Raw genomic sequence first — 21030 nt, forward strand, 5'->3', positions numbered from 1 at the left:
CGATAACGAGCAAGCAAATGATACTCGGCAGGCTGTGCCTGCCGGAGGATTACTTTTAACTTCCAAATTGAATGCCGAGAAGTTTATTCTCTGCTTTATCGCCACGTAGAGTAAGAACAATTTTTGATTTCAGTTCTAACATTTCGATTTCAGATAAAGTTGTTTCCATAGCATTAAAGTTTTCAGTGTTTAAAGATGCTATATATTGCTTTCCGCTTCGTTTTAATGACTGATTGACAAATGAGAACCATCTTGCGCGAACACCTGGATCTATATCAGCAAAAAGACGGTTATCATGCCATAGCATATCCATGGCATGGTTTTCACCACATGTAAATACTAACCAGTCAAAGCATAATATCCTAGCATCATTGATCCCATCCGAATCATCACCCTCGATTTGGATGCTTAGATCATAACGAATTTTGTTGTCACCAGTATTAACATCCAAAACTATTCCTGCTGGTACCCTTGGGTACATTATTTCTGCGAGCTCAGCAAAAATTTTATCGTATTCTGAAAGAGGATTTGTAGAAGCATAGTTTACCGCTAATCTGTCTTGTTCAACTTTTCGTTCTCTTAGATTTTGAGCTTTCTGTTGAAGGTTAATAGCAAAATTTAAATAATCATGTAACCTTTCTTTTTCTTCTTTAAATTCAGCTAGTTGTCTAGCTATGACTGCGTATTCGTCAAATGCTTTCTTGCCTTGCAGGGATTCCAAATATGAATCACGCAATGCTGAAATATCCTTAATGTCAATTTTAAGAGATTCAATTTCTAACAAAAGTTTTATTTTATCATTTTCAAGTCTTTTCTTTCTGTTAAAAGATAATGATTTGTGAAAATTTTCAACTGACTCAAAATGGGCCAATGTTTCTGGCTTGAAAATCTCTTGTAAGCCATTGTACAGTTCAAGAAGGTCTTCTCTTGAAATGTCAGGGTGTGCTAATAAAGTTTTTTCTATATTATTTACTTTAAATTCAGCTATATTTTTGTTTTTTTCAACTTCTCGTAATTTTATAGTTAAACTGTTTGTTTCATTCTCAATAGCTCTGTATTGCTCGTGAACTTGAAATGCATTCAGTTCATCCTGCAGTCTTGGGATCTCTCTTTCTAGCCACTCATAGCGTACTTTAGGTTGAGAGCCTGCTCTAAACATGTCTTTTAGAATATCATCGTCTTGCCAATTTTTTAGCGATTGACTTACTTTATCCAGCTCCTGCTTATTATTTCTTTTAGATAATATTAAATTATGATCTATACCGAGAAGAAATGCGGTGCGAAGCAATGCTTCAAAGTCCTGCTCCTTTTTTGTCCTAGTTGGACTGATGCAGTCATCTCTGGTATATCGCGAAAAACGCTTAAATAAAGATCTGAATGATAAATACGGAATGTTATTCTCAAGATTAAATATCCCTATTTTATCTAATAAATCTTTAAATGCTTTTAAAGATATTGTTTTGTCATTTAATAATAATTTTTTCCCATTGCCCGTTCTAGATATTAAGTATTCAACTCCATTATGAGAAAAAAGTAAAGAGAACCACCAATCTGGAACTGCTGAAGTTAATTTTTTATCAGCATTAGCTCCTAAACAATGTTGAATGAGACCGAGAATAAGTGTCTTACCGACTCCGTTACTACTGCCTTCTTTTTCTTTAGAGCTATCACCAATGATCAACGTTAGTCCTGTATCATTGAAATACACTGGATGAAAAGTTGGCTGATCGCAAGTTAAGCGAATTAACTTCATTTAACTTTCCTTATTTTGTAATTTGTCATCATTGCAACAGATTGGCATTATTCTGTTTTCATTATCTAGCGTTATTTGTTTGATGCAAAAAAGAATGTCTACGGCAAGCATAAATTGTGTAAAAGAGGGCGTGATTATCGTTGATTTATTTTTCCGCTCTATTTTTGTCCATAATTCTTCTATGGATACCGGTCCATCAATTAACGAACGGATGTATCCTGCAATCGCAATTAGGGAGTTACTAAACCTAACATGCTTATGTGGCAGAAGCATTGCTTGGATGTTCATAAGCATCACATGTCTCAAAATATTTAGCTAAAATTAACTCTGCTGCAAATCGATAACTCGCGACCGCACTTGTGGGAACTTGCGGGGGAAGGAGTTTATCTATCATCCAAGTATATCTTAAATCTGCATAATTGTGGTTATCTTCAGTTATCGCCAATTTACTTTTTGCATAAGTATCTTTAACTTCTTGAGCTATAGTTTGTTCAAGACCGCTATCAACAGAATCTAAAAATTCATTTATCAAATATAGTTGATAGCTAAAAGATTCCAGCCGGCTTTTTATTGGTTTTGTAATACCATTTATTTTTATTTTATCTTCGAAGTCCGGGGCTGTTTCACTTAAAAAATTCATGGGTGAAGAAGATTTTTGTGCTAAAAAAGTCAATACTTCGCCAACAGCTCGAGTATCTGTAAAGTCTAAATCAACCTCAGGAATGAAACCTACAATATCTTGCTTTTCACCCTCGGATAATGACATAAACTTTTGAAGGAGCTCCATCCCGCCCATTGCACCTGCGTGATTAAGACTTTTACTGATTGCAAGTGTATTTAATGAAAGTCCAACAGGTGCTGGAATACCCTTAAAATAATCATTCATTACAAAAGTATATTTTGATACTTTCCCCCATTTGGCGACTAATTTATCAAAGTCGCCAATCGATTTATTAACAGCTTCTAGCTCTTTGGTTTGATTTGAAGGTTTAGGTCCATAAACTTGGAAGTAATGAGCCTCATGAGCAATCCACCCATCATTCCCGCCATCTCCCCAGTTTCCCCAAGGGGAAACAGCTTGAAAGCCAGGAGTCGCGTATTGCATAACCTTCGAAAAAAGCGCCTGAAAACTGTCTCCCATACATTCATGTACTTTTAACCGAAAGAACTGTCTGTAGAGGTAATCTTGCTGTGTCGAACTCATTTTCGTCTCATCCATGATGAACACTTTTGATGATAATATCCTCTCATTCATTGTTGTAAACCTATGATTAGCAAAATTGGAGATGCTTTCACTTTAGAGTAGGTATCTAAAGGTAATAAATTATCAAAACAGGTTGTATAGATATCAAATTGAATACGATTTTACATATATGTTAATCTGATTAGTATCAGAGAAAAACAGGAGTCCTTAATGTCGCTTATCCCCCTACAACTCTTCAAAAACCTCTCCGATGAAACCCGTTTGGGTATCGTGTTGCTGCTCAGGGAGATGGGAGAGCTGTGCGTGTGTGATCTCTGCACGGCGCTGGATCAGTCACAGCCCAAGATCTCCCGTCATCTGGCAATGCTCCGGGAAAGTGGACTATTGCTGGATCGCAAGCAGGGCAAGTGGGTTCACTACCGCTTATCTCCGCATATTCCTTCATGGGCTGCTCAGGTAATTGAGCAGGCTTGGTTAAGCCAACAGGACGACGTACAGGCCATCGCCCGTAAGCTGGCATCGGCAAACTGCTCTGGTAGCGGTAAGGCTGTTTGCATCTAAAAAATTTGCCTGAACATATATGATTTTTCGAATGTGAGGTATTCAGAATGAAGACGTTAACGGTGTTTGACCCGGCAATGTGCTGCAGTACCGGCGTATGTGGCTCAGATGTCGATCAGGTTCTGGTTGATTTCTCTGCTGATGTGCAGTGGCTGAAAGGACGTGGCGTACAGGTTGAACGTTACAACCTGGCGCAGCAGCCCATGAGCTTTGTTCATAATGAGAAAGCGAAAGTATTCCTCGAAGCATCTGGAGCAGAAGGGCTTCCGCTACTGCTGTTGGACGGTGAAACGGTGATGGCAGGGCGGTACCCAAAACGTGCTGAGATAGCTCGCTGGTTTGGTATACCGCTGGAGAGGGTAGGGTTAGCTCCCACCAGCTGCTGTGGTGGTAATACTTCCTGTTGCTGATATGTCAGGAGGACATATGAAATTCTTACAGAACATCCCGCCTTATCTGTTTTTTACCGGTAAGGGAGGCGTAGGAAAAACTTCCATTTCCTGCGCGACGGCTATCCGCCTTGCCGAACAGGGTAAGCGGGTTTTGCTGGTCAGTACCGATCCTGCCTCGAATGTCGGCCAGGTATTCGACCAGGCTATCGGTAACACCATTCGCCCTGTGACGGCAGTTCCTGGGCTTTCTGCTCTGGAGATTGACCCGCAGGAAGCCGCCCAACAATACCGCTCCAGAATCGTTGATCCTATCAAAGGTCTTCTGCCTGATGACGTTGTTAACAGTATCAGCGAACAGCTTTCAGGAGCCTGTACGACTGAGATTGCGGCGTTCGATGAGTTTACTGGCTTACTGACCGACGCTTCTCTGCTGACCCGCTTTGATCACATCATTTTTGATACAGCGCCGACGGGCCACACGATTCGCCTTCTCCAGCTTCCCGGTGCCTGGAGTAGCTTCATTGAAAGTAATCCAGATGGTGCTTCCTGTCTTGGCCCAATGGCCGGGCTGGAAAAGCAGCGTGAGCAGTATGCTCATGCAGTAGAGGCGCTATCCGATCCTGAACGTACCCGCCTGGTTCTGGTTGCACGACTGCAAAAATCTACGCTGCAGGAAGTCGCCCGCACTCATGAAGAACTGGCTGCAATTGGCCTGAAAAACCAGTACCTGGTTATTAATGGTGTGCTGCCTAAAGCAGAAGCTGAACATGACGCCCTTGCCGCTGCGATATGGCAACGGGAACAGGAAGCACTGGCAAATCTTCCTGCCGGTTTATCTGAGCTATCGACAGATACCTTATTACTCCAGCCAGTCAACATGGTTGGCGTGTCTGCATTGAAGGGACTACTGGACACCAGTGCAAGAGCATTACCGCTGCCTGCAACGAACGTCCTGTACACGCCTGAAAACTTATCGCTCTCTGTCCTGGTTGATGATATCGCTCGCAGTGAACACGGTTTGATTATGCTGATGGGCAAAGGTGGCGTAGGTAAAACCACGATGGCTGCTGCCATCGCCGTCAGGCTGGCGGATATGGGATTTGATGTCCATCTCACCACCTCAGATCCCGCTGCACATCTCAGTGCAACGCTCAATGGAAGTCTCAAAAATCTGCAGGTCAGCCGAATCAACCCTCACGATGAAACTGAACGCTATCGGCAGCATGTTCTTGAGACGAAAGGCAGGAATCTGGATGAGGCAGGGAAACGGCTGCTCGAAGAGGATTTACGTTCTCCTTGCACGGAAGAGATTGCGGTGTTCCAGGCGTTCTCACGCGTAATCCGTGAAGCAGGCAAACGGTTTGTGGTCATGGATACGGCACCTACCGGGCATACGCTATTACTGCTTGATGCTACCGGGGCTTATCACCGTGAGATTGCCAAGAAGATGGGGGATAAAGGTCATTTTTCCACTCCGATGATGCAGCTTCAGGACCCGGAACGCACCAAAGTCCTGCTGGTCACTTTGCCTGAAACCACACCGGTACTGGAAGCGGCTAACCTGCAGACTGACCTTGAAAGAGCGGGGATTCATCCGTGGGGCTGGATTATCAATAACAGCCTTTCCATTGCGGATACGTGTTCTCCGTTGCTTTGCCAGCGTGCCCGGCAGGAAGTGCCTCAGATTGAGGCTGTTAAGAATCAGCACGCTGACCGTATAGCGCTTGTTCCGGTGCTGGCGTCAGAGCCCGCCGGTATTGAAAAGCTCAGAGAGTTGATGAGTTAATTTTTTGGCATATACAGGGCGACAAAGTCGCCCTGTCAGGAGGTTTTATGTTACTGGCAGGCGCTATTTTTGTCCTGACCATCGTGTTGGTTATCTGGCAACCGAAGGGATTAGGGATTGGCTGGAGTGCGATGCTGGGTGCGGGGCTGGCTCTGATATCTGGTGTTGTGCATGTAAGCGATATTCCGGTGGTGTGGAATATCGTCTGGAACGCGACAGCGACCTTTATTGCCGTGATTATCATCAGTCTGCTGCTTGATGAATCAGGTTTTTTCGAATGGGCAGCGCTGCACGTATCTCGTTGGGGGAATGGTCGTGGTCGTTTGCTCTTTACCTGGATCGTCCTGCTCGGCGCAGCGGTAGCGGCACTGTTTGCCAACGATGGTGCGGCACTTATTCTGACGCCGATAGTCATCGCCATGCTGCTGGCATTAGGGTTCAGTAAAGGTACTACGCTGGCATTTGTCATGGCCGCCGGGTTTATTGCCGATACAGCCAGTCTGCCGCTTATCGTGTCGAACCTGGTGAATATCGTCTCGGTGGACTTCTTTGGTCTGGGATTCACCAAATATGCGTCGGTAATGGTGCCGGTTGATATTGCAGCCATTTTTGCCACGCTGGTTATGCTGCATCTGTTCTTCCGCAAAGATATTCCGCCTACTTACGACCTAGCTCTCCTGAAAGCACCGGCAAAAGCGATTAAAGATCTGGCAACCTTCAGAACCGGCTGGATCGTGTTGATCCTTCTTCTGGTTGGCTTTTTCGTTCTTGAGCCGCTCGGTATTCCCGTTAGCGCGATTGCGGCTGTTGGCGCTGTAATCCTGTTTGCGGTGGCGAAACGAGGCCATGCCATTAACACTGGCAAAGTGCTGCGTGGTGCGCCATGGCAGATCGTCATATTCTCGCTGGGGATGTATCTGGTGGTCTATGGTCTGCGTAATGCCGGACTAACAGAATACCTCTCCGGTGTGCTGAACGTGCTGGCAGATAAAGGACTTTGGGCCGCGACGTTTGGTACCGGCTTCCTGACGGCTTTCCTGTCTTCCATCATGAACAATATGCCTACCGTGCTGGTTGGCGCTCTCTCTATTGATGGCAGCACCGCAACAGGCGTTATCAAAGAGGCGATGATTTATGCCAACGTGATTGGCTGCGATCTGGGACCGAAAATTACACCGATTGGTAGCCTGGCAACGCTGCTCTGGCTGCATGTCCTTTCACAGAAGAACATGACCATCACCTGGGGATACTATTTCCGCACCGGGATCGTCATGACTCTGCCTGTGCTGTTTGTAACGCTGGCCGCGCTGGCGCTACGTCTCTCTTTCACTTTGTAATGAGATACTGATATGAGCAACATCACCATTTATCACAATCCAGCCTGCGGCACGTCGCGTAATACGTTGGAGATGATCCGAAACAGCGGTACTGAACCGACCGTTATTCTTTACCTCGAAAACCCACCTTCACGCGATGAGCTGGTCAAACTCATTGCGGATATGGGCATTTCCGTCCGTGCTTTGCTGCGTAAGAACGTCGAGCCGTATGAGGTACTGGGTCTTGTAGAAGATAAATTTACTGACGACCAGCTAATCGACTTTATGCTGCAACATACGATTCTGATTAACCGTCCGATTGTGGTGACGCCACTGGGAACTAAACTGTGTCGCCCTTCCGAAGAGGTACTGGATATTCTTCCAGAACGTCAGAAAGGAGCGTTTACCAAAGAGGATGGCGAGAAGGTCATTGGCGAAACGGGGAAGCGTGTTAAGTAATCTGCCCACTTCAAAATATCGGACGCCTGTTAACGCTATGCGGGCGTCCACCTTTCGCTCATAGCAGACCTCGCAACGCTTCAGGCGGTCCGCTTTGGGCCAGAAGCGGAAGTTAGAGTGCCAGAGGCACTCTAAAATTGATGGTCCGTTTTGCAGGGATATTTACAGAAAAACCTTAACGTCCAATGCGGCACGGGGACTAAACGAGTAACTTAAAAGGCCGTTGATGCGGCCTCATCTTGAACTGGAATACGTTATTTTCTTTCTGGCGCGTTAGTACGGTTTCCACCTGATGGGTTGCCTGTTTTGCTAGGCCAGTTTGGTACCTGGGCCACAAAGCCAGAATTGACAGCAGAATCCAGTATTCTCTTAATTACAACAACATCCCCGTCATCGAAAGCGAATATAAGGCTCATGATGTCGTTCATGACCTTATTGGTCGTTATTTGATTACTCGCATGATTTTCAAGAAGCCAGGCAACATAATCAGCTATCAGCTTATCGTCGTCAAAACTAAACTTAGTTTTGCGCCGTTCCTGAGCCTCCAGCACCTCATTTCTTAAGTCCATGAAGCATAACTCCTATTTTTAATGTTGTGTTCAACCATTCTACTTGGAAGGATTTCATACCGCCAGTTGAACAGAATAGCTGACCCACTGTTCTTCACAGGGCTTTTCCTGCATGAAGTTATCATATTTTTAAGACCCAACGTCTGTTCGTCGCTCGCAGCGGACCTTCAGCTCTGTGACCTTTTCCGCTTTGTGCCAATAACGGACGTTGTTAAGCTCATGCAGTATGGATTCACGAAGAACATACGTTATTTTTTGTCCTGATTGACTCGGAATGAAAGCTCCTGATGGCTCTCTTTTCGCTCGCTGTAACGATCTGCAAGATAACCGGTTTGTCCCTTAAGCAGCACTGTGATTTTAAATCAGCGCCTCGGCTACATCGACGGAACTAAATGTTTCTCGACTATTCTCTAAGGCAACTTGCGGCCTATACAAAAAAGAGCCGGGTTATACCCGGCTCTTTTTAGCTGATTTCAAAATCTTTTAATTCCCCACCTTCAGCAATCAGATTTGAGATCCGCTTCGGCATTCGCCCCTGACCTGACCATGTTTTTGACTCTCCAGTTTCGTCAGTATATCGATACTTCGCGGGACGGGGGGAGCGCGTCCTTTTAGACTTACCCGGAGAGCCAATAGCAGCCATAAGTTCGGAGGGGTCGATACCCTCATCAAGCATCATCTGACGAAGTGTTTCCAGTTTATCGCGGCGCTGACTTTCATTTGCAAGACGTAATGTCTCTTCTTCTCGTCGTTCTATAAGAATAATTTTAAACTTTTCCAGAATATCTTCCAGTACATCTAATGACATTTCACGAGTCTGAGAGCGTAAGGTACGGATATTGTTTAACTGTGTAAGAGCATCTGACATAAAGAGACCTTTAAAAATTTTTTCGTTGTTCAGCAAATACCAATGTCGACGGTTGCTCATCAACCCGATTTCTCTTACTGAGCATTTTAATCCGATTGGTACATATTGTTATTAACGAGGTTTAGACTACTGATATAAATCTCTTATCGCAAGACAAAATTAAGAAGAATGTGCAAGAACTAAATTCTAACCCCTACGAAATGTCCATGCATTTTTAAAGGTACTTAAAACGATGATGCCAGGAGTCATCCGAAGAGCCTTTTTATACCCTCATAACTTATTGCTTCAGTCATACCTGATGAGTTTTAAATCAGGAGAGACATTTAGTGAATTAGCGCCGCCGCTTAGTAAGGTTTTTCACAAATGGCAAGATGGCACACAGGGTATAGACACCTGCATTTTTTCAAATGTAAAAAAAAAGCCTGCTGTTAGCAGGCCATAAATTTTTTTAACTCATTTTTTGTTCGATTCTGATAAATAGGGTAAGCATGCAATTAAACGTGAATCAGAGAGCATAACAAAAATGCTATAAATATTTCCTGGCCGCATCAAATATCTCCTGTGACGTTAACTCCCTGTCAGTAGCCACGTAAACAATGCCATGATCGCCAGTTAAGGAAGGAAAACCTGCAGACATAATCCGAAGATGTGTTTCTTCACCGTTTGGATATTCCTGCCTGATAGAGGATATACCTTCCAGAACGGTCATGACTTTACAGGATTCAGCATTAAAGAAAACAAGGACTTTAATCATATTCTATTATCCTGTTCTCTCGTGGGTGTTAGCTGGCAGATGCCATTAAGGTCAAAGCCATTACGTGGTTCTTTCGGAGATAGCCTCGCTCATTACGCACTTCTTATTTAACAAGCAGTTAGTTTGTGCTTTTAAAATTTTTATGCAGTAGTCCTGCACTTCATTACATCGGTCAGCACACTCATAATTGTGAAGAATATGCTGATCAGATATTAAGAATAAACGATTTTTCACTGATTTAAGTTATGGGGCTGTCTACTCAGGGATAATCCTTCATCGTTATCGCAGACCCACATTGATTTATTTATCGCAAAGTATTACGTTTGCAGCAGCAGGACCTTTGTCTCCGATCTGAATGGCGAATTCAACTTTCTGTCCTTCAAATAAAGTTTTAAAGTTGTCGCCATTAAGCGCAGAAAAATGGACAACGATATCTTTGCTGCCATCAAGAGGAGAGATGAAATCAAAACCTTTGTCTTCGTTAAACCATTTTACCAGGCCTGTAATTCTAGAGGTCATACTGACTCCTGTTATACATCATTGTATTGATAGTAAATGTATGGACTCAAAAAGAGGGGATATCAACGATAGCGCCTGGTAATGAGAACTGCCCGGAAAATTTCTAACTTTCATTAGTACATCGAACTGATGGGATTCATTAAGGCACAGGGAATAGATATAAGCAAATTATCTTTTAACCATCCAGAGGTCCTGTAGGAAAAATAAAAGTGGCTGAATGCCATTTTCAATGTATAGTCTTTAAGTGTTTTCAATAAGGAATTGACTTGTCCCATAAAATGACAGGAATTGTCAAAAGCTTTGATATTCTTAGTGGTAAAGGCCTCATCATCCCATCTGATGGACGAAAAGACGTTCTGCTTCACATTTCAGCCGTTAACTCTCGCGAATCAGAATTACTCATCCCTGGAAGCCGCATAGAGTTTTGCCGGATAAACGGTCTCAGGGGGCCTGTGGCTGCGAACATTTATCTTTCCTGATTTTCAGTGTGTCAAAATAGATAGATTAAAACTTAACCACATGTGGTACGGTGAAGCTCATTCATTGAAAGGTTAATGGTTATGTCTGTTATCAATTACGCAATGAAATTCTTCAGTAGTGCGTCTACTGCCACTGCTGCCTGTCCTGTTTGTGGCTTAAAATCAGTACAACCGTTGTCAAAAATCCGGCTCAACCAGACCATGCTTTGCCCCGGATGTAAGGCTCTGTTTATCTCCCGACGCTAGCTCGACCAAAACCGCAGAACAGAGCTCATGTCCTATACTTATGTTAGATTCCGGCAGCTGTTAAATCCCTGATGCCTGACGCCCATCCTGAGAGAACGTTTCTGAACTGATTTCGCAACTGCTCCTGCGCGCTAACGTCGCATCAGAGCAATGCTATGAAAATGATCCCCAGAGCGTGGTTTAACCGCTCCCGTATTCTGATGAATGCTGCCGAAAACATAACGTTTTCGGCGAACGATCCTGCCGGTGAAAGCTCGCCGCGGTCAGAACTCTTTTCAACCGTCCAGATGGAACGCTACGGCCAGAAGCTGGCGCGGACTCATAAAGTATCACCGGATAGGCATCCTTATTATCTTCTGAAACGGCTTGGCGACAATGAGGCCGTCATTACCCAAAACTGCTATGAGCTTAACGCGGGTAAAAAGACCAGTATCATGCCCGCCGGTGAATGGCTGCTGGACAATTATTATTTGATTGAGGAACAAATCCGCACTGTCCGCCAGCATCTGCCGAAAAGCTTTGGCAAAGGTCTTCCGTCGCTGGTATCACCGTTGAATTGCCCACGAATTTATCATATTGCATCAGAGGCCATTGCTCATGGCGATGGCCGCTGGGATGCCGCCAGCCTGACCAGCTATCTCACTGCCTATCAACAGGTGACGCCGCTGACGCTGGGTGAAGTCTGGGCGTTACCGGGAATGCTGCGCCTTGCGCTGATTGAAAATCTTCGTCGTATCAGTATGGAAGTGATAAAAGCGCAGCAGGACAGAAACCTTGCTGATACGTGGATAACAAGGATTGTCGAATGCGCAGAGAGTGCGCCTGGTGATTTAATCATGGTGGTTGCCGATATGGCGCGCTCCCGACCTCCGTTAACCAGTGCGTTTGTCGCAGAGCTGGTGCGGCGCCTGCAGGGGCATGGCAACGCGCTGTCGTTACCTCTGACCTGGGTTGATCAGTGCCTTCGGGAACAGGGGATCACCACTGACGTTCTCATACATAGTTTCAATCAGCAGCTTGCCGCCAGCCAGCTGTCCGTCAGTAACAGCATCGCGGGCCTGCGTTTATTGAGTGAAACGGACTGGGCTGATTTCGCCGAAACGATAAGCGTTGTCGAACAGGCCTTACGCAATGATCCTGCCGGCATCTATCCCCGGATGCACTTCAATACCCGGGATCATTACCGGCACGTAGTTGAGGTTCTGGCCAGAGACAGCGGTCTCAGCGAGCCTGAGGTTGCTGAGAAGGCGCTGGCGTTTTCAGAGGAAAAAGCGCCTGATACACCGGAACATCATGTTGGTTATTATCTTGCGGGCGAAGGTCGACAGGCGCTGGATATTCATCTCCTGGCAGACGCCTCAAGGCTCATACGCTTGCGGCACAGTTTCAACAGAATAACCCTGCTGTCATGGCTTGGAAGCTTGGCGTTGCTGACAACCGCAGCGACCGCAGCAATATTGCACGAAACCGCCATGCAGGGCGCAGACTGGCTATTGATCGCGGTGATATTACCTCTGATTATCGCATTAACTCAGTTAATGAGCGATTTGCTCAGTGATGCAACCACCCGTTTTCACGTTCCTCGACCCTTGCCGGGGATGGATTTTTCAGCCGGTATTCCCGCTGACAGTGCCACCATGTTAGTCATTCCCTGCATGTTGACCAGCCAAGAAAGTTTCAGCCAGCTCCTCACCAGTCTTGAAGTCTGCTGGTTGGGGAATGAAAACGAAAATCTCAGGTTCGCGCTGCTCACTGATTTTGCTGATTCTGAAAATGAACCCTCGCCGGAAAGTCACGCGCTGCTCAGACAGGCTATCGCCGATACGCAGGCGCTTAATCGCCGCTACCCCTCCGGCCGACCACGTTTTTATCTGTTACATCGCCAGCCTGAATGGAACCCCTCGGAAGGAGCGTGGATGGGCTATGAACGCAAGCGGGGAAAACTGGCGTTACTGAACAGCTGGTTGCGCCATCCCGGAACGCAATTCGTCAGCGTTGCAGAGATGCCTGCCCACCTTTTACCGGGTCACATAAAATACGTCATTACCCTGGACAGCGATACGGTGCTCCCGCGCGATACGGCACACAAACTCGTCGCGACGATGGCGCATCCGCTGAATACGCCTGAGTATGATCCGGTACGCCAGAGGGTTGTCAAAGGATTCGGTATTTTACAGCCCGGTCTTGCGGAGGAGATACCACGTAACGCTCAGGGGCGTTACGCAGCCCTCCGCAGCAGCGTACCGGGCAATAACCCTTATTCAATGATGTCTTCGGATATTTATCAGGATCTCTTTGGGGAAGGCTCGTTTGTGGGCAAAGGGATTTACGATGTTGATATTTTTATGCAGGCCACTACCAACATCTGCCCGGAAAATCTGGTACTCAGCCACGATCTGCTTGAAGGATGCTATGCACGTTCGGGTCTGCTGAGCGAGGTGTTACTGTACGAACAGTACCCTAATAATTATCTGTCGGATGTTGCACGACGTTCACGCTGGATCCGGGGTGACTGGCAACTGCTTAACTGGCTAAAACCACGCGTCAGAAAAGCCGATGGAACCCGGGTCAGGAATCCGCTGACCGCGCTTTCTTACTGGAAATTACTCGATAATCTACGTCGCAGTCTGGTCGCCCCTTCCTTACTGGTATTGCTGTTCTTCACTCTGCTTTGGGTACCCAATCCGGTTTACTGGCTGGGCATACTGTTGCTGATATGGCTGTTGCCAGCCATCCTCTGCATTAGCCACGACCTTCTGCATAAACCTCTGCGTCGCCGCGTGAAGCCGCATCTGTTACTGGTGGGGGCGGGCGCGCTAAAGCGTCTGTCAGGTATCAGCCTTAATTTTGCGATACTGCCGCACGAAGCCGGATATTCGCTGAAAGCGATCGCCGTGACGCTATGGCGACTGGGGATAAGCAGGCGTCACCTCAGCCAGTGGGTCAGCCACAGCCAGGACAGCAGTCAGGCCAGACCCACTGTTGCACGTTTTTATCAGGCGATGTGGCTGAACGTTGCCGGTGGCGTGGCGCTGACAATACTGACCGGACAATTTGCCCCACAGCTGCTGGGGATTGCGTTACCGATCGGTTTGGTATGGTGTGTGGCACCGCTGCTGATGAGCTGGCTGAGTCGCCAGCCCGTGCGTAAGGTTTTTTCGCCTAATCAGGAACAAAAACAGCTGTTACGCCAGACAAGCCGTGAAATCTGGGCTTTTTTTGAAACATTTGCCACAGCAAAAGAGAACTGGCTTCCGCCTGATAATTATCAGGAAATACCACAACCGACGGTGGCACACCGAACTTCTCCTACCAATATTGGTCTTTCACTTATGGCTAACCTGACGGCATGGGACTTTGGCTACCTGCCTGGCGGAGAGGTACTCCGGCACGTGTCGCTCACGCTCGACACGATGGATAAAATGGAGCACTACCGGGGCCATCTCTACAACTGGTATGACACCCGTACGCTGGTCCCCCTCAGTCCACGCTATATCTCCAGCGTCGACAGCGGCAATATGGCCGGGCATTTATTGACCCTGCGTGCAGGCCTGTCCGCCATGCGTCATCAGCCTGTTTTAAGCAACCAACAGATACTGGCAGGACTGAACGATACGCTGGATATTCTGGAAAAACAGTGGGGTCAGAACCCACCTGACAGCCTGAGACTGCTGCGCAAGCATTGCCTGAACGCGGTGTCGCTCTCTCCGCAGGCGCTTTTCAGCGAACTGAAAAGCATGCGCACCCAGTGCAACCATCTGACCAGCGCATGTCATCAGGGATCTCCTCTTCAGATGCGCTGGGCTGGACATCTGGAGCATCAACTGGTTCAGCTTTGCCATGAGTGGTCTCTGTTGCTTGGCTGGTTGCCTGCATCCTGGAATGAACAGACACTGCCGACGCTGAGCGAGCTTGCCCGTCCGACATTAACCGGTACAGGAACGCCTCCGGCGTCAGTGGCGGAGCAGGCCCGAATGCGACTCAATATTATCACCGAGCTGGAACAGCGGCTGGATGAGCATGCCCGGATGGATTTCGCCTTTCTGTACAACGAAGCAACCAGTCTGCTCTGCGTCGGTTATAACTGTGACACCAATATGCCTGACAAGAGCCACTACGATCTCCTGCCGTCTGAAATCCGCCTGACCAGTTTTCTTGCCATTGCGACTAATCAGCTGCCTCTTAAAAGCTGGTACGCGCTGGGTCGATTGTTTACCACGATTGATAATGAAACTGCCCTGATGTCATGGAGCGGATCCATGTTTGAATATCTGATGCCGAATCTGGTGATGCCCACCTGGCCCGGCAGCCTGCTCGATGAAATGAGTCAGTCGGCGGTTATGCGCCAGATTCACTGGGGGAAAGAACGCGGGGTACCATGGGGTGTTTCAGAGTCTGGCTATCATGCTTTTGATGTTCAGCATAATTATCAGTATCAGGCATTTGGCGTACCGGGGCTCGGTCTACGCAGGGGACTTGCCGATGACATGGTTGTTGCTCCTTACGCCACGCTGCTGGCGCTGATGGTTTCCCCACAGAGAGCCTGTGAGAACCTGTTCAGGCTGCAAAAAAATGGTGCACGCGGAGAATACGGTTTTTATGAAGCGCTGGACTATACCCCCTCACGTCTTGCAACCGGTCAGCTCTATGCGGTGGTACAGTCCTGGATGGCGCATCACCAGGGTATGGCATTTCAGGCGCTGGCTCATGTGCTGCTTGACGCCCCCATGACTGAACGCTTTATGTCCAGCACGGTATTCCGGTCAGCGAGTCTGCTGTTACAGGAGCGCGTGCCGGATGCGGTCGATCTGTACAGTCCGCGCCGTCATTTTGAATCTCATGAGGGCATGGTCAAACCCGTTCGCTATGAACCCCGTATTTTCTATAGCGTGGATACCCCCGCCCCGGATATTCAACTCCTGTCCAACGGCCATTATCATCTGATGTTGACCGCGGGCGGCGGTGGTTACAGTCGCTGGAATGATATTGCACTAACGCGCTGGCGCAGTGATACCACCCGTGATAACTGGGGAGCATTCTGCTACATCCGCGATACCCAGACGGGAGATGTGTGGAGCAATACCTGGCAACCAACAGCCCACACCAGCGGACAAGAAGAGGAAGTGTTGTTCACCGATGCGGGGGCAGAATTCAGACGCAGCTTAGGGGGACTCAGCGTCAAAACTCAGGTGGTGATCTCTCCGGAGGATGATGTTGAATTGCGACGGCTCACACTGATTCATCGTGGTCGCAAGCCTCGCTCTCTGGAGCTGACAACCTATGCTGAAGTGGTACTGGCACCTGATGCCAGCGATCTGGCACACCCGGCATTCAGCAATTTGTTTATTCAGACTGAGCTGGCTCCTGAGCGTGACGCTATTCTTTGCCACCGGCGCCCGCACTCACCGGATGAACCGGGCCCTTGCCTGTTTCACATGATGGTGGTGCACGGCGATAACCGACATAACGTGTCGTTTGAAACGGACAGGGCAAGGTTTATTGGACGTGGCAGAACCCCGGCGAATGCACAGGCAATAGAGACGGGAGGGATGCTAGGCAACACGTCGGGCTCGGTGCTGGATCCGATACTGGCAATTCGCAACGCCATCATTCTGCAGCCGGGGCAGCCGGTTACGATTGATATCATTTATGGCATCAGCGAGACCCGTCAGCAGAGCCTGGCGTTGCTGGAGAAATATCGCGATTACCCTATCGCCGATCGCGTCTTTGAACTGGCCTGGTCTCACAGTCTGGTGGTATTGCGCCAGATGAACGCCAGTGAAGATGATGCCACGTTGTTCAATAGTCTCGCCAGCGCAGTGCTTTACCCTGTCCAGGAGCTGCGCGCCGAAGGCCAGGCGATCGGCCGCAACCGGCGTGGCCAGTCCGGACTGTGGGGCTGGGCAATTTCAGGGGATCTGCCGATAGTGCTGCTGAGTATAACCAGCGAGGAAAGTATCACCTCAGTGACCACACTGATTCAGGCACACCGTTACTGGAGACAGAAAGGGCTGGATGTTGATTTGGTTATCCTGAATAACAGCCCCGGCGGCTACCAGCAGGGATTACAAAATCAGATTATGGAGTTAATTTATGCCGGGTCTGAAGCCAGTCTGCTGGATAAAAAGGGCGGGCTTTTTGTCCGCAACGGTGAGCATCTCTCCGCTGAGGATAAGTTGCTTTTGATGAGCGTGGCCTGTCTTTATCTTGATGACCGCGCAGGGGGTATTAATGAGCAGCTTAACCAGCGTATTCATACCCTGAAATCGCCTGCAAGGGCATTCATTCCGCGTGCTGCGCGCGAGCGTAATCAACATACGGACTGGAGCCCTGATACCAGTCAGTTATGCCATTTCAATGGGTACGGTGGATTTTCTCAGGATGGGCGGGAGTATCAGATCGTCCTTCGGGAAAATGCGCTTACACCGGCTCCCTGGTCGAACATACTGGCAAATTCCCGTTTTGGCAGTGTGATCTCAGAGGCAGGGCAGGCCTATACCTGGTATGAGAATGCCCATGAATACCGGTTGACGCCGTGGGAGAACGATCCGGTGAGCGATCGCAGCGGCGAGGCATTTTACCTGCGCGATGAAGAGAGCGGGGAGTGCTGGTCGCCGACGGCTTTACCTGTTCGCGGACACGGTGATTACCTGACCCGCCATGGTTTTGGCTACAGCGTTTTTGCCCATCGTGAGAGTGGTATAGACAGCGAGTTGACGGTCCTGGTTGCTGAAGAAGATCCGGTTAAACTGGTGCTCCTGACGCTCAGTAACTCTTCGGGACGGACACGTCAACTTTCCGTCACAGGCTATGTAGAGTGGACGCTCGGAGAAACACGAACGCGCTCAGCCCCTCACATTGTGACACATGTGGCCAGAACGCCCGGCGGCTGCGGGGTGCTTGCGAATAACTTTTATGGTGATAATGGTGGCGGCCGAACTGCATTTTTTGCCGTCAGCGGTAATGACTGTTCTCTGACAGGGGACCGCCGGGAGTTTATTGGCCGTAATGGTTCCCTTCACGCCCCGTCGGCCATGAAACTGCAAAAGCTTTCCGGTAAGACGGGGGCCGGTCTGGATCCCTGCGGAGCGGTGCAATCGGCGGTTACATTAATTGACGGGGACCAGAGGACGTTTATTTTTATCCTCGGCGCAGAGGAGAATGATGTTTGTGCTCAGGAGACGCTGGCCCGCTACATGAACGAGGATACGGTCCGCCAGGAGCTGAACCGGATTCATAATCACTGGCACAATGTTCTCGATAAAATCGTAGTTAACACCCCCGACACGTCCGTAAATTTACTGGTTAATGGCTGGCTGTTGTATCAGGCGGTCGCCTGCCGTCTTATGGCCCGGAGTGGCTACTATCAGTCTGGCGGTGCATTTGGTTTTCGCGATCAGCTGCAGGATACGCTGGCTCTGAGCCACGCTGCTCCGGACCGGATGCGTGAACAGATAATACTCTGTGCATCACGGCAGTTTATCGAGGGGGATGTGCAGCACTGGTGGCACCCGCCACACGGCAACGGTGTCCGTACCCGCTGTTCCGATGACTATCTTTGGCTGCCGCTTGCTGTTTGCCACTATGTTGAAACGACGGGGGATATGGATGCACTGGAAATACGCATTCCTTATCTGGAGGGACGCTCGCTTCAGCCTGGTGAAGAGTCTGTCTATGACACGCCGGTCATCAGCGGCACCGAAGAGACACTCTGGTTACACTGCGTCAAAGCTATTCACTATGGACTTCGCTTCGGGGAGCATGGCCTGCCGCTGATGGGGGCTGGTGACTGGAATGACGGGATGAACCGGGTGGGTATCGAAGGCAAAGGTGAAAGCGTCTGGCTGGGCTTCTTCCTGTACGACATTTTGCAGCAGTTTGCAGCGCTGGCGGAGCGCAGGCTGGATGAAAGCGTCGCCGCGATGTGCCGTTCACAGGCTCTGCGCCTGCAAAGTAATCTCGAAGCCCACGCCTGGGATGGGGAATGGTACCGGCGCGGGTATTTTGACGATGGTACTCCCCTGGGATCGAAAACCTCACAGGACTGCCGGATTGATGCGATTGCGCAGAGCTGGTCTGTATTGTCCGGCGCCGCGAGCCCGGGACGGTGCGCAAAGGCCATGCAGGCGCTGGATAAGCACCTTGTGGATAACGAAGGAGGGCTGATCAAACTGTTAACGCCTCCTTTCGACGGACACGGTCCAAATCCGGGCTACATACAGGGGTACCTGCCCGGCGTGCGGGAAAACGGAGGGCAGTATACGCATGGCGCCATCTGGGCAGTGATGGCCTTTGCCCGAATGGGGAATGCCGAACGAGCCTGGCAACTCTGGTCAATGCTCAGCCCTATAAATCATACCCTGAATGCGGGCTCTGTCGGGATTTATAAAGCTGAGCCTTATGTCATGAGTGCTGATGTCTACAGCGTCGCTCCCCATACCGGACGTGCAGGGTGGAGCTGGTATACCGGTTCCGCAGGCTGGGCCTGGCGTTTACTTACCGAGGAATTACTGGGGATAAAACGTTCCGGCACTGACTTTAGTGTTAATGCCAGGTTACCGGATGAGTGGTCGTCTTTTTCTATGGCATATCAATATGGTGAAAGCCATTATCAGATTAGTGTTTCACGCGGCGATGCAGAATATTGCGTGACGCTGGATGGTGTTCTCCTCCCTGATGACAGAATACCGCTGAAGGATGATGGACAAAACCATACGGTTGAGATCATTCAGAACTGACACTGATCCCGGAGGTGCATTAACGTCTGCCGTTAATGCGCTGATTATCCCTGAGAACATCAATCGCAGTCTGCATGGCGATTTTGTCATCCCGCCTTTTTTGTTTGTCCTGCATGACCTGAAGGTATTCCAGCAAGGTGCGGGTATTAATCGGTCGGCCCTGTTTACCCACAGCCAGCACGGCTTCGCCAAGAATAATTTTCACAGGCGGTAGTTGTGCCGGATACCAGTCAAGGGTGTCTTCTGATTTCATCTTAAATTTCTCACGGAAGGGTAGTGTATCATAAATGAGACGTTCAATTTTCAATATCTGATATCCTGATTCAGACACAACTTAACATAACTTATGCCAGTTATTTTTATATTAAAGCGTATAATAATTACTGTATTCCTCAGAGAATTATTTATGTCTTATGCAAATGGGCTCAGGTATTTTAAAGAAAGACCGGTTCATGTTGCCTGCCCGGTATGTGCACACAGAGCCGATCAGAAAGCAGGTAAACTAAGAAAAGATGCGGTTCTTGAGTGCCCTGCCTGCGGACTGTTGTTCAGACCTTCAGAATGCTGGTGTATCGGCGGCTGATCAGCTTCTGCCACGTAACGTCAGTGATGTCGGAAAATGACAACATTCCTCCTGTACTGCTGTTGTCGAGGGTATGATAATGAAATCTAAAAAATCTGTTTTTATTGAAGGGCATATCCTGTCAAACAGCTGTCACGGACAGGCTGGCCAACCTTTCTGTATTCACCGGGTCAGGTTTAGTAATGGTAAATATGCGATTATTCGGGTGGCATCCGGGATATGTTTCAAACCAGGCGAAATTATTCAACGAAACGATTGTGAGTGGTTTTATAAACTTACCAAAATTCGGCTTCTTTCTTTTGAGTACCTTGATGATGATGAATCAAGAAGACAATTCCTTGAGTATCAATGATAAAACCATGGATTTATAACAGAATAAATTTGCTGGCTTACAATTCACCCCTGGCTATTTAAATTATTCACCAGTCATTGCAAAATATTTTTTCCTGAATTTAGATGAATTTAAATTATCTTAAACAAAATGTATCGCTAAAGACGAATTGCCTCATTGTTTTCCTTTTGCGTTATAACCTTCATTAGCATTAAGGAAATTTATGGCACAGACTTTTACTCATAATTTACTTCATCCTCGCCACTGGCTTACCTGGTCTGGTTTGGGTCTGCTGTGGCTTCTCGTTCAACTTCCTTACCCGGTTTTACATATTCTGGGTTCTGGCCTTGGAAAAATATCCAGACCCTTTCTGAAACGCCGGGAAGGAATTACGAGGTGATGCTGCCAACTTACTGATTTAGTGTATGATGGTGTTTTTGAGGTGCTCCAGTGGCTTCTGTTTCTATCAGCT

Annotated in this window: 18 protein-coding genes and 2 pseudogenes; 11 read left to right on the top strand and 9 right to left on the bottom strand. The window is 48.1% G+C overall.

What is annotated here, in order from left to right:
* Positions 1-55: 55 nt before the first annotated feature.
* From RYZ59_RS14425 to RYZ59_RS14430, 3 genes are read right to left on the bottom strand one after another with little or no spacing between them, the layout of a single operon-like run.
* The gene (locus tag RYZ59_RS14425; protein ID WP_318048547.1) at positions 56-1753 is read right to left on the bottom strand and encodes a DUF2326 domain-containing protein; all 1698 of its coding nucleotides are present in this window, start codon (positions 1751-1753) and stop codon (positions 56-58) included.
* Positions 1754-2047: an ABC-three component system middle component 6 gene (locus tag RYZ59_RS24780; RefSeq protein WP_046449099.1), complete on the bottom strand. Its 294-nt coding sequence runs from the start codon at positions 2045-2047 to the stop codon at positions 1754-1756.
* On the bottom strand, positions 2010-2972 hold the full coding sequence (locus tag RYZ59_RS14430) for an ABC-three component system protein (RefSeq protein WP_155403059.1): 963 nt from the start codon (positions 2970-2972) through the stop codon (positions 2010-2012). The genes RYZ59_RS24780 and RYZ59_RS14430 overlap by 38 nt, the downstream gene beginning before the upstream one ends.
* A 195-nt stretch (positions 2973-3167) precedes the next feature.
* On the opposite strand from RYZ59_RS14430, the gene arsR reads away from it, so the two are divergent.
* The 5 genes from arsR to arsC are packed head-to-tail and all read left to right on the top strand — an operon-like array spanning position 3168 to position 7471.
* A complete protein-coding gene (gene arsR / locus RYZ59_RS14435; RefSeq protein ID WP_248188261.1) occupies positions 3168-3518 on the top strand; it encodes a transcriptional regulator in 351 nt (116 codons plus the stop codon).
* Positions 3519-3565: 47 nt separating this feature from the next.
* Positions 3566-3928 carry an arsenite efflux transporter metallochaperone ArsD gene (gene arsD, locus RYZ59_RS14440; protein WP_046449097.1) on the top strand — a complete coding sequence of 121 codons (363 nt, stop codon included), beginning with the start codon at positions 3566-3568 and terminating at the stop codon, positions 3926-3928.
* Between the two features lie 16 nt (positions 3929-3944).
* Positions 3945-5696 (top strand): arsenite efflux transporter ATPase subunit ArsA, encoded by a 1752-nt coding sequence (arsA, locus tag RYZ59_RS14445; RefSeq protein WP_286563708.1) that lies wholly within the window; start codon positions 3945-3947, stop codon positions 5694-5696.
* A gap of 47 nt (positions 5697-5743) precedes the next feature.
* Positions 5744-7033, top strand: coding sequence for an arsenite efflux transporter membrane subunit ArsB (arsB, locus tag RYZ59_RS14450; RefSeq protein WP_049014746.1), 1290 nt, complete (start codon positions 5744-5746; stop codon positions 7031-7033).
* A gap of 12 nt (positions 7034-7045) precedes the next feature.
* Positions 7046-7471 (top strand): glutaredoxin-dependent arsenate reductase, encoded by a 426-nt coding sequence (gene arsC, locus RYZ59_RS14455; RefSeq protein ID WP_048998205.1) that lies wholly within the window; start codon positions 7046-7048, stop codon positions 7469-7471.
* A gap of 254 nt (positions 7472-7725) precedes the next feature.
* Here the strand turns inward: arsC and RYZ59_RS14460 are convergent, their stop codons facing one another.
* From RYZ59_RS14460 to RYZ59_RS14480, 5 genes and pseudogenes are all read right to left on the bottom strand, one after another.
* Positions 7726-8040: a hypothetical protein gene (locus RYZ59_RS14460; RefSeq protein ID WP_286563247.1), complete on the bottom strand. Its 315-nt coding sequence runs from the start codon at positions 8038-8040 to the stop codon at positions 7726-7728.
* 248 nt (positions 8041-8288) lie between these two features.
* A pseudogene (locus RYZ59_RS14465) lies at positions 8289-8451 on the bottom strand (arsenical resistance protein ArsH); the annotation flags it as partial.
* 52 nt (positions 8452-8503) lie between these two features.
* A complete protein-coding gene (locus RYZ59_RS14470) occupies positions 8504-8908 on the bottom strand; it encodes an H-NS family nucleoid-associated regulatory protein (protein ID WP_024195748.1) in 405 nt (134 codons plus the stop codon).
* 526 nt (positions 8909-9434) lie between these two features.
* On the bottom strand, positions 9435-9662 hold the full coding sequence (locus RYZ59_RS14475) for a hypothetical protein (protein ID WP_016239708.1): 228 nt from the start codon (positions 9660-9662) through the stop codon (positions 9435-9437).
* A 300-nt stretch (positions 9663-9962) separates the two neighbouring features.
* Positions 9963-10181, bottom strand: coding sequence for a cold shock domain-containing protein (locus RYZ59_RS14480; protein ID WP_318048533.1), 219 nt, complete (start codon positions 10179-10181; stop codon positions 9963-9965).
* 266 nt (positions 10182-10447) lie between these two features.
* Between RYZ59_RS14480 and cspF the strand changes: the two genes are divergently transcribed.
* The 3 genes from cspF to RYZ59_RS14495 all read left to right on the top strand — a co-directional run bounded on the left by cspF (position 10448) and on the right by RYZ59_RS14495 (position 19644).
* Entirely contained in the window at positions 10448-10660 is a 213-nt protein-coding gene (gene cspF, locus RYZ59_RS14485) for a cold shock-like protein CspF (protein WP_001446195.1), read from the top strand.
* Positions 10661-10741: 81 nt separating this feature from the next.
* A complete protein-coding gene (locus RYZ59_RS14490; protein WP_213076230.1) occupies positions 10742-10906 on the top strand; it encodes a YnfU family zinc-binding protein in 165 nt (54 codons plus the stop codon).
* A gap of 155 nt (positions 10907-11061) precedes the next feature.
* Complete coding sequence (locus RYZ59_RS14495) at positions 11062-19644, top strand: GH36-type glycosyl hydrolase domain-containing protein (RefSeq protein ID WP_318048523.1); 8583 nt, start codon at positions 11062-11064, stop codon at positions 19642-19644.
* Between the two features lie 19 nt (positions 19645-19663).
* Here the strand turns inward: RYZ59_RS14495 and RYZ59_RS14500 are convergent, their stop codons facing one another.
* Entirely contained in the window at positions 19664-19897 is a 234-nt protein-coding gene (locus RYZ59_RS14500; RefSeq protein WP_004132711.1) for a hypothetical protein, read from the bottom strand.
* A 153-nt stretch (positions 19898-20050) separates the two neighbouring features.
* Between RYZ59_RS14500 and RYZ59_RS24785 the strand changes: the two genes are divergently transcribed.
* The 3 genes and pseudogenes from RYZ59_RS24785 to RYZ59_RS14510 all read left to right on the top strand — a co-directional run.
* A complete protein-coding gene (locus RYZ59_RS24785) occupies positions 20051-20227 on the top strand; it encodes a YnfU family zinc-binding protein (protein WP_220132834.1) in 177 nt (58 codons plus the stop codon).
* Positions 20228-20306: 79 nt separating this feature from the next.
* On the top strand, positions 20307-20579 hold the full coding sequence (locus RYZ59_RS14505) for a hypothetical protein (protein ID WP_016239704.1): 273 nt from the start codon (positions 20307-20309) through the stop codon (positions 20577-20579).
* Positions 20580-20781: 202 nt separating this feature from the next.
* Positions 20782-20955: pseudogene (locus tag RYZ59_RS14510) on the top strand (lipid A biosynthesis palmitoleoyl acyltransferase); the annotation flags it as partial.
* Positions 20956-21030 lie beyond the last annotated feature (75 nt).

Source organism: Citrobacter sp. HN-141 (genome assembly GCF_033341895.1).
Lineage (GTDB): Bacteria > Pseudomonadota > Gammaproteobacteria > Enterobacterales > Enterobacteriaceae > Citrobacter.

Bases quoted from the DNA above. Each gene is read 5' to 3' on its own strand.
- RYZ59_RS14425 (WP_318048547.1), bottom strand. From the start codon at position 1,753: ATGAAGTTAATTCGCTTAACTTGCGATCAGCCAACTTTTCATCCAGTG.
- RYZ59_RS24780 (WP_046449099.1), bottom strand. From the start codon at position 2,047: ATGCTTATGAACATCCAAGCAATGCTTCTGCCACATAAGCATGTTAGG.
- RYZ59_RS14430 (WP_155403059.1), bottom strand. From the start codon at position 2,972: ATGGATGAGACGAAAATGAGTTCGACACAGCAAGATTACCTCTACAGA.
- arsR (WP_248188261.1), top strand. From the start codon at position 3,168: ATGTCGCTTATCCCCCTACAACTCTTCAAAAACCTCTCCGATGAAACC.
- arsD (WP_046449097.1), top strand. From the start codon at position 3,566: ATGAAGACGTTAACGGTGTTTGACCCGGCAATGTGCTGCAGTACCGGC.
- arsA (WP_286563708.1), top strand. From the start codon at position 3,945: ATGAAATTCTTACAGAACATCCCGCCTTATCTGTTTTTTACCGGTAAG.
- arsB (WP_049014746.1), top strand. From the start codon at position 5,744: ATGTTACTGGCAGGCGCTATTTTTGTCCTGACCATCGTGTTGGTTATC.
- arsC (WP_048998205.1), top strand. From the start codon at position 7,046: ATGAGCAACATCACCATTTATCACAATCCAGCCTGCGGCACGTCGCGT.
- RYZ59_RS14460 (WP_286563247.1), bottom strand. From the start codon at position 8,040: ATGGACTTAAGAAATGAGGTGCTGGAGGCTCAGGAACGGCGCAAAACT.
- RYZ59_RS14470 (WP_024195748.1), bottom strand. From the start codon at position 8,908: ATGTCAGATGCTCTTACACAGTTAAACAATATCCGTACCTTACGCTCT.
- RYZ59_RS14475 (WP_016239708.1), bottom strand. From the start codon at position 9,662: ATGATTAAAGTCCTTGTTTTCTTTAATGCTGAATCCTGTAAAGTCATG.
- RYZ59_RS14480 (WP_318048533.1), bottom strand. From the start codon at position 10,181: ATGACCTCTAGAATTACAGGCCTGGTAAAATGGTTTAACGAAGACAAA.
- RYZ59_RS14490 (WP_213076230.1), top strand. From the start codon at position 10,742: ATGTCTGTTATCAATTACGCAATGAAATTCTTCAGTAGTGCGTCTACT.
- RYZ59_RS14495 (WP_318048523.1), top strand. From the start codon at position 11,062: ATGAAAATGATCCCCAGAGCGTGGTTTAACCGCTCCCGTATTCTGATG.
- RYZ59_RS14500 (WP_004132711.1), bottom strand. From the start codon at position 19,897: ATGAAATCAGAAGACACCCTTGACTGGTATCCGGCACAACTACCGCCT.
- RYZ59_RS24785 (WP_220132834.1), top strand. From the start codon at position 20,051: ATGTCTTATGCAAATGGGCTCAGGTATTTTAAAGAAAGACCGGTTCAT.
- RYZ59_RS14505 (WP_016239704.1), top strand. From the start codon at position 20,307: ATGAAATCTAAAAAATCTGTTTTTATTGAAGGGCATATCCTGTCAAAC.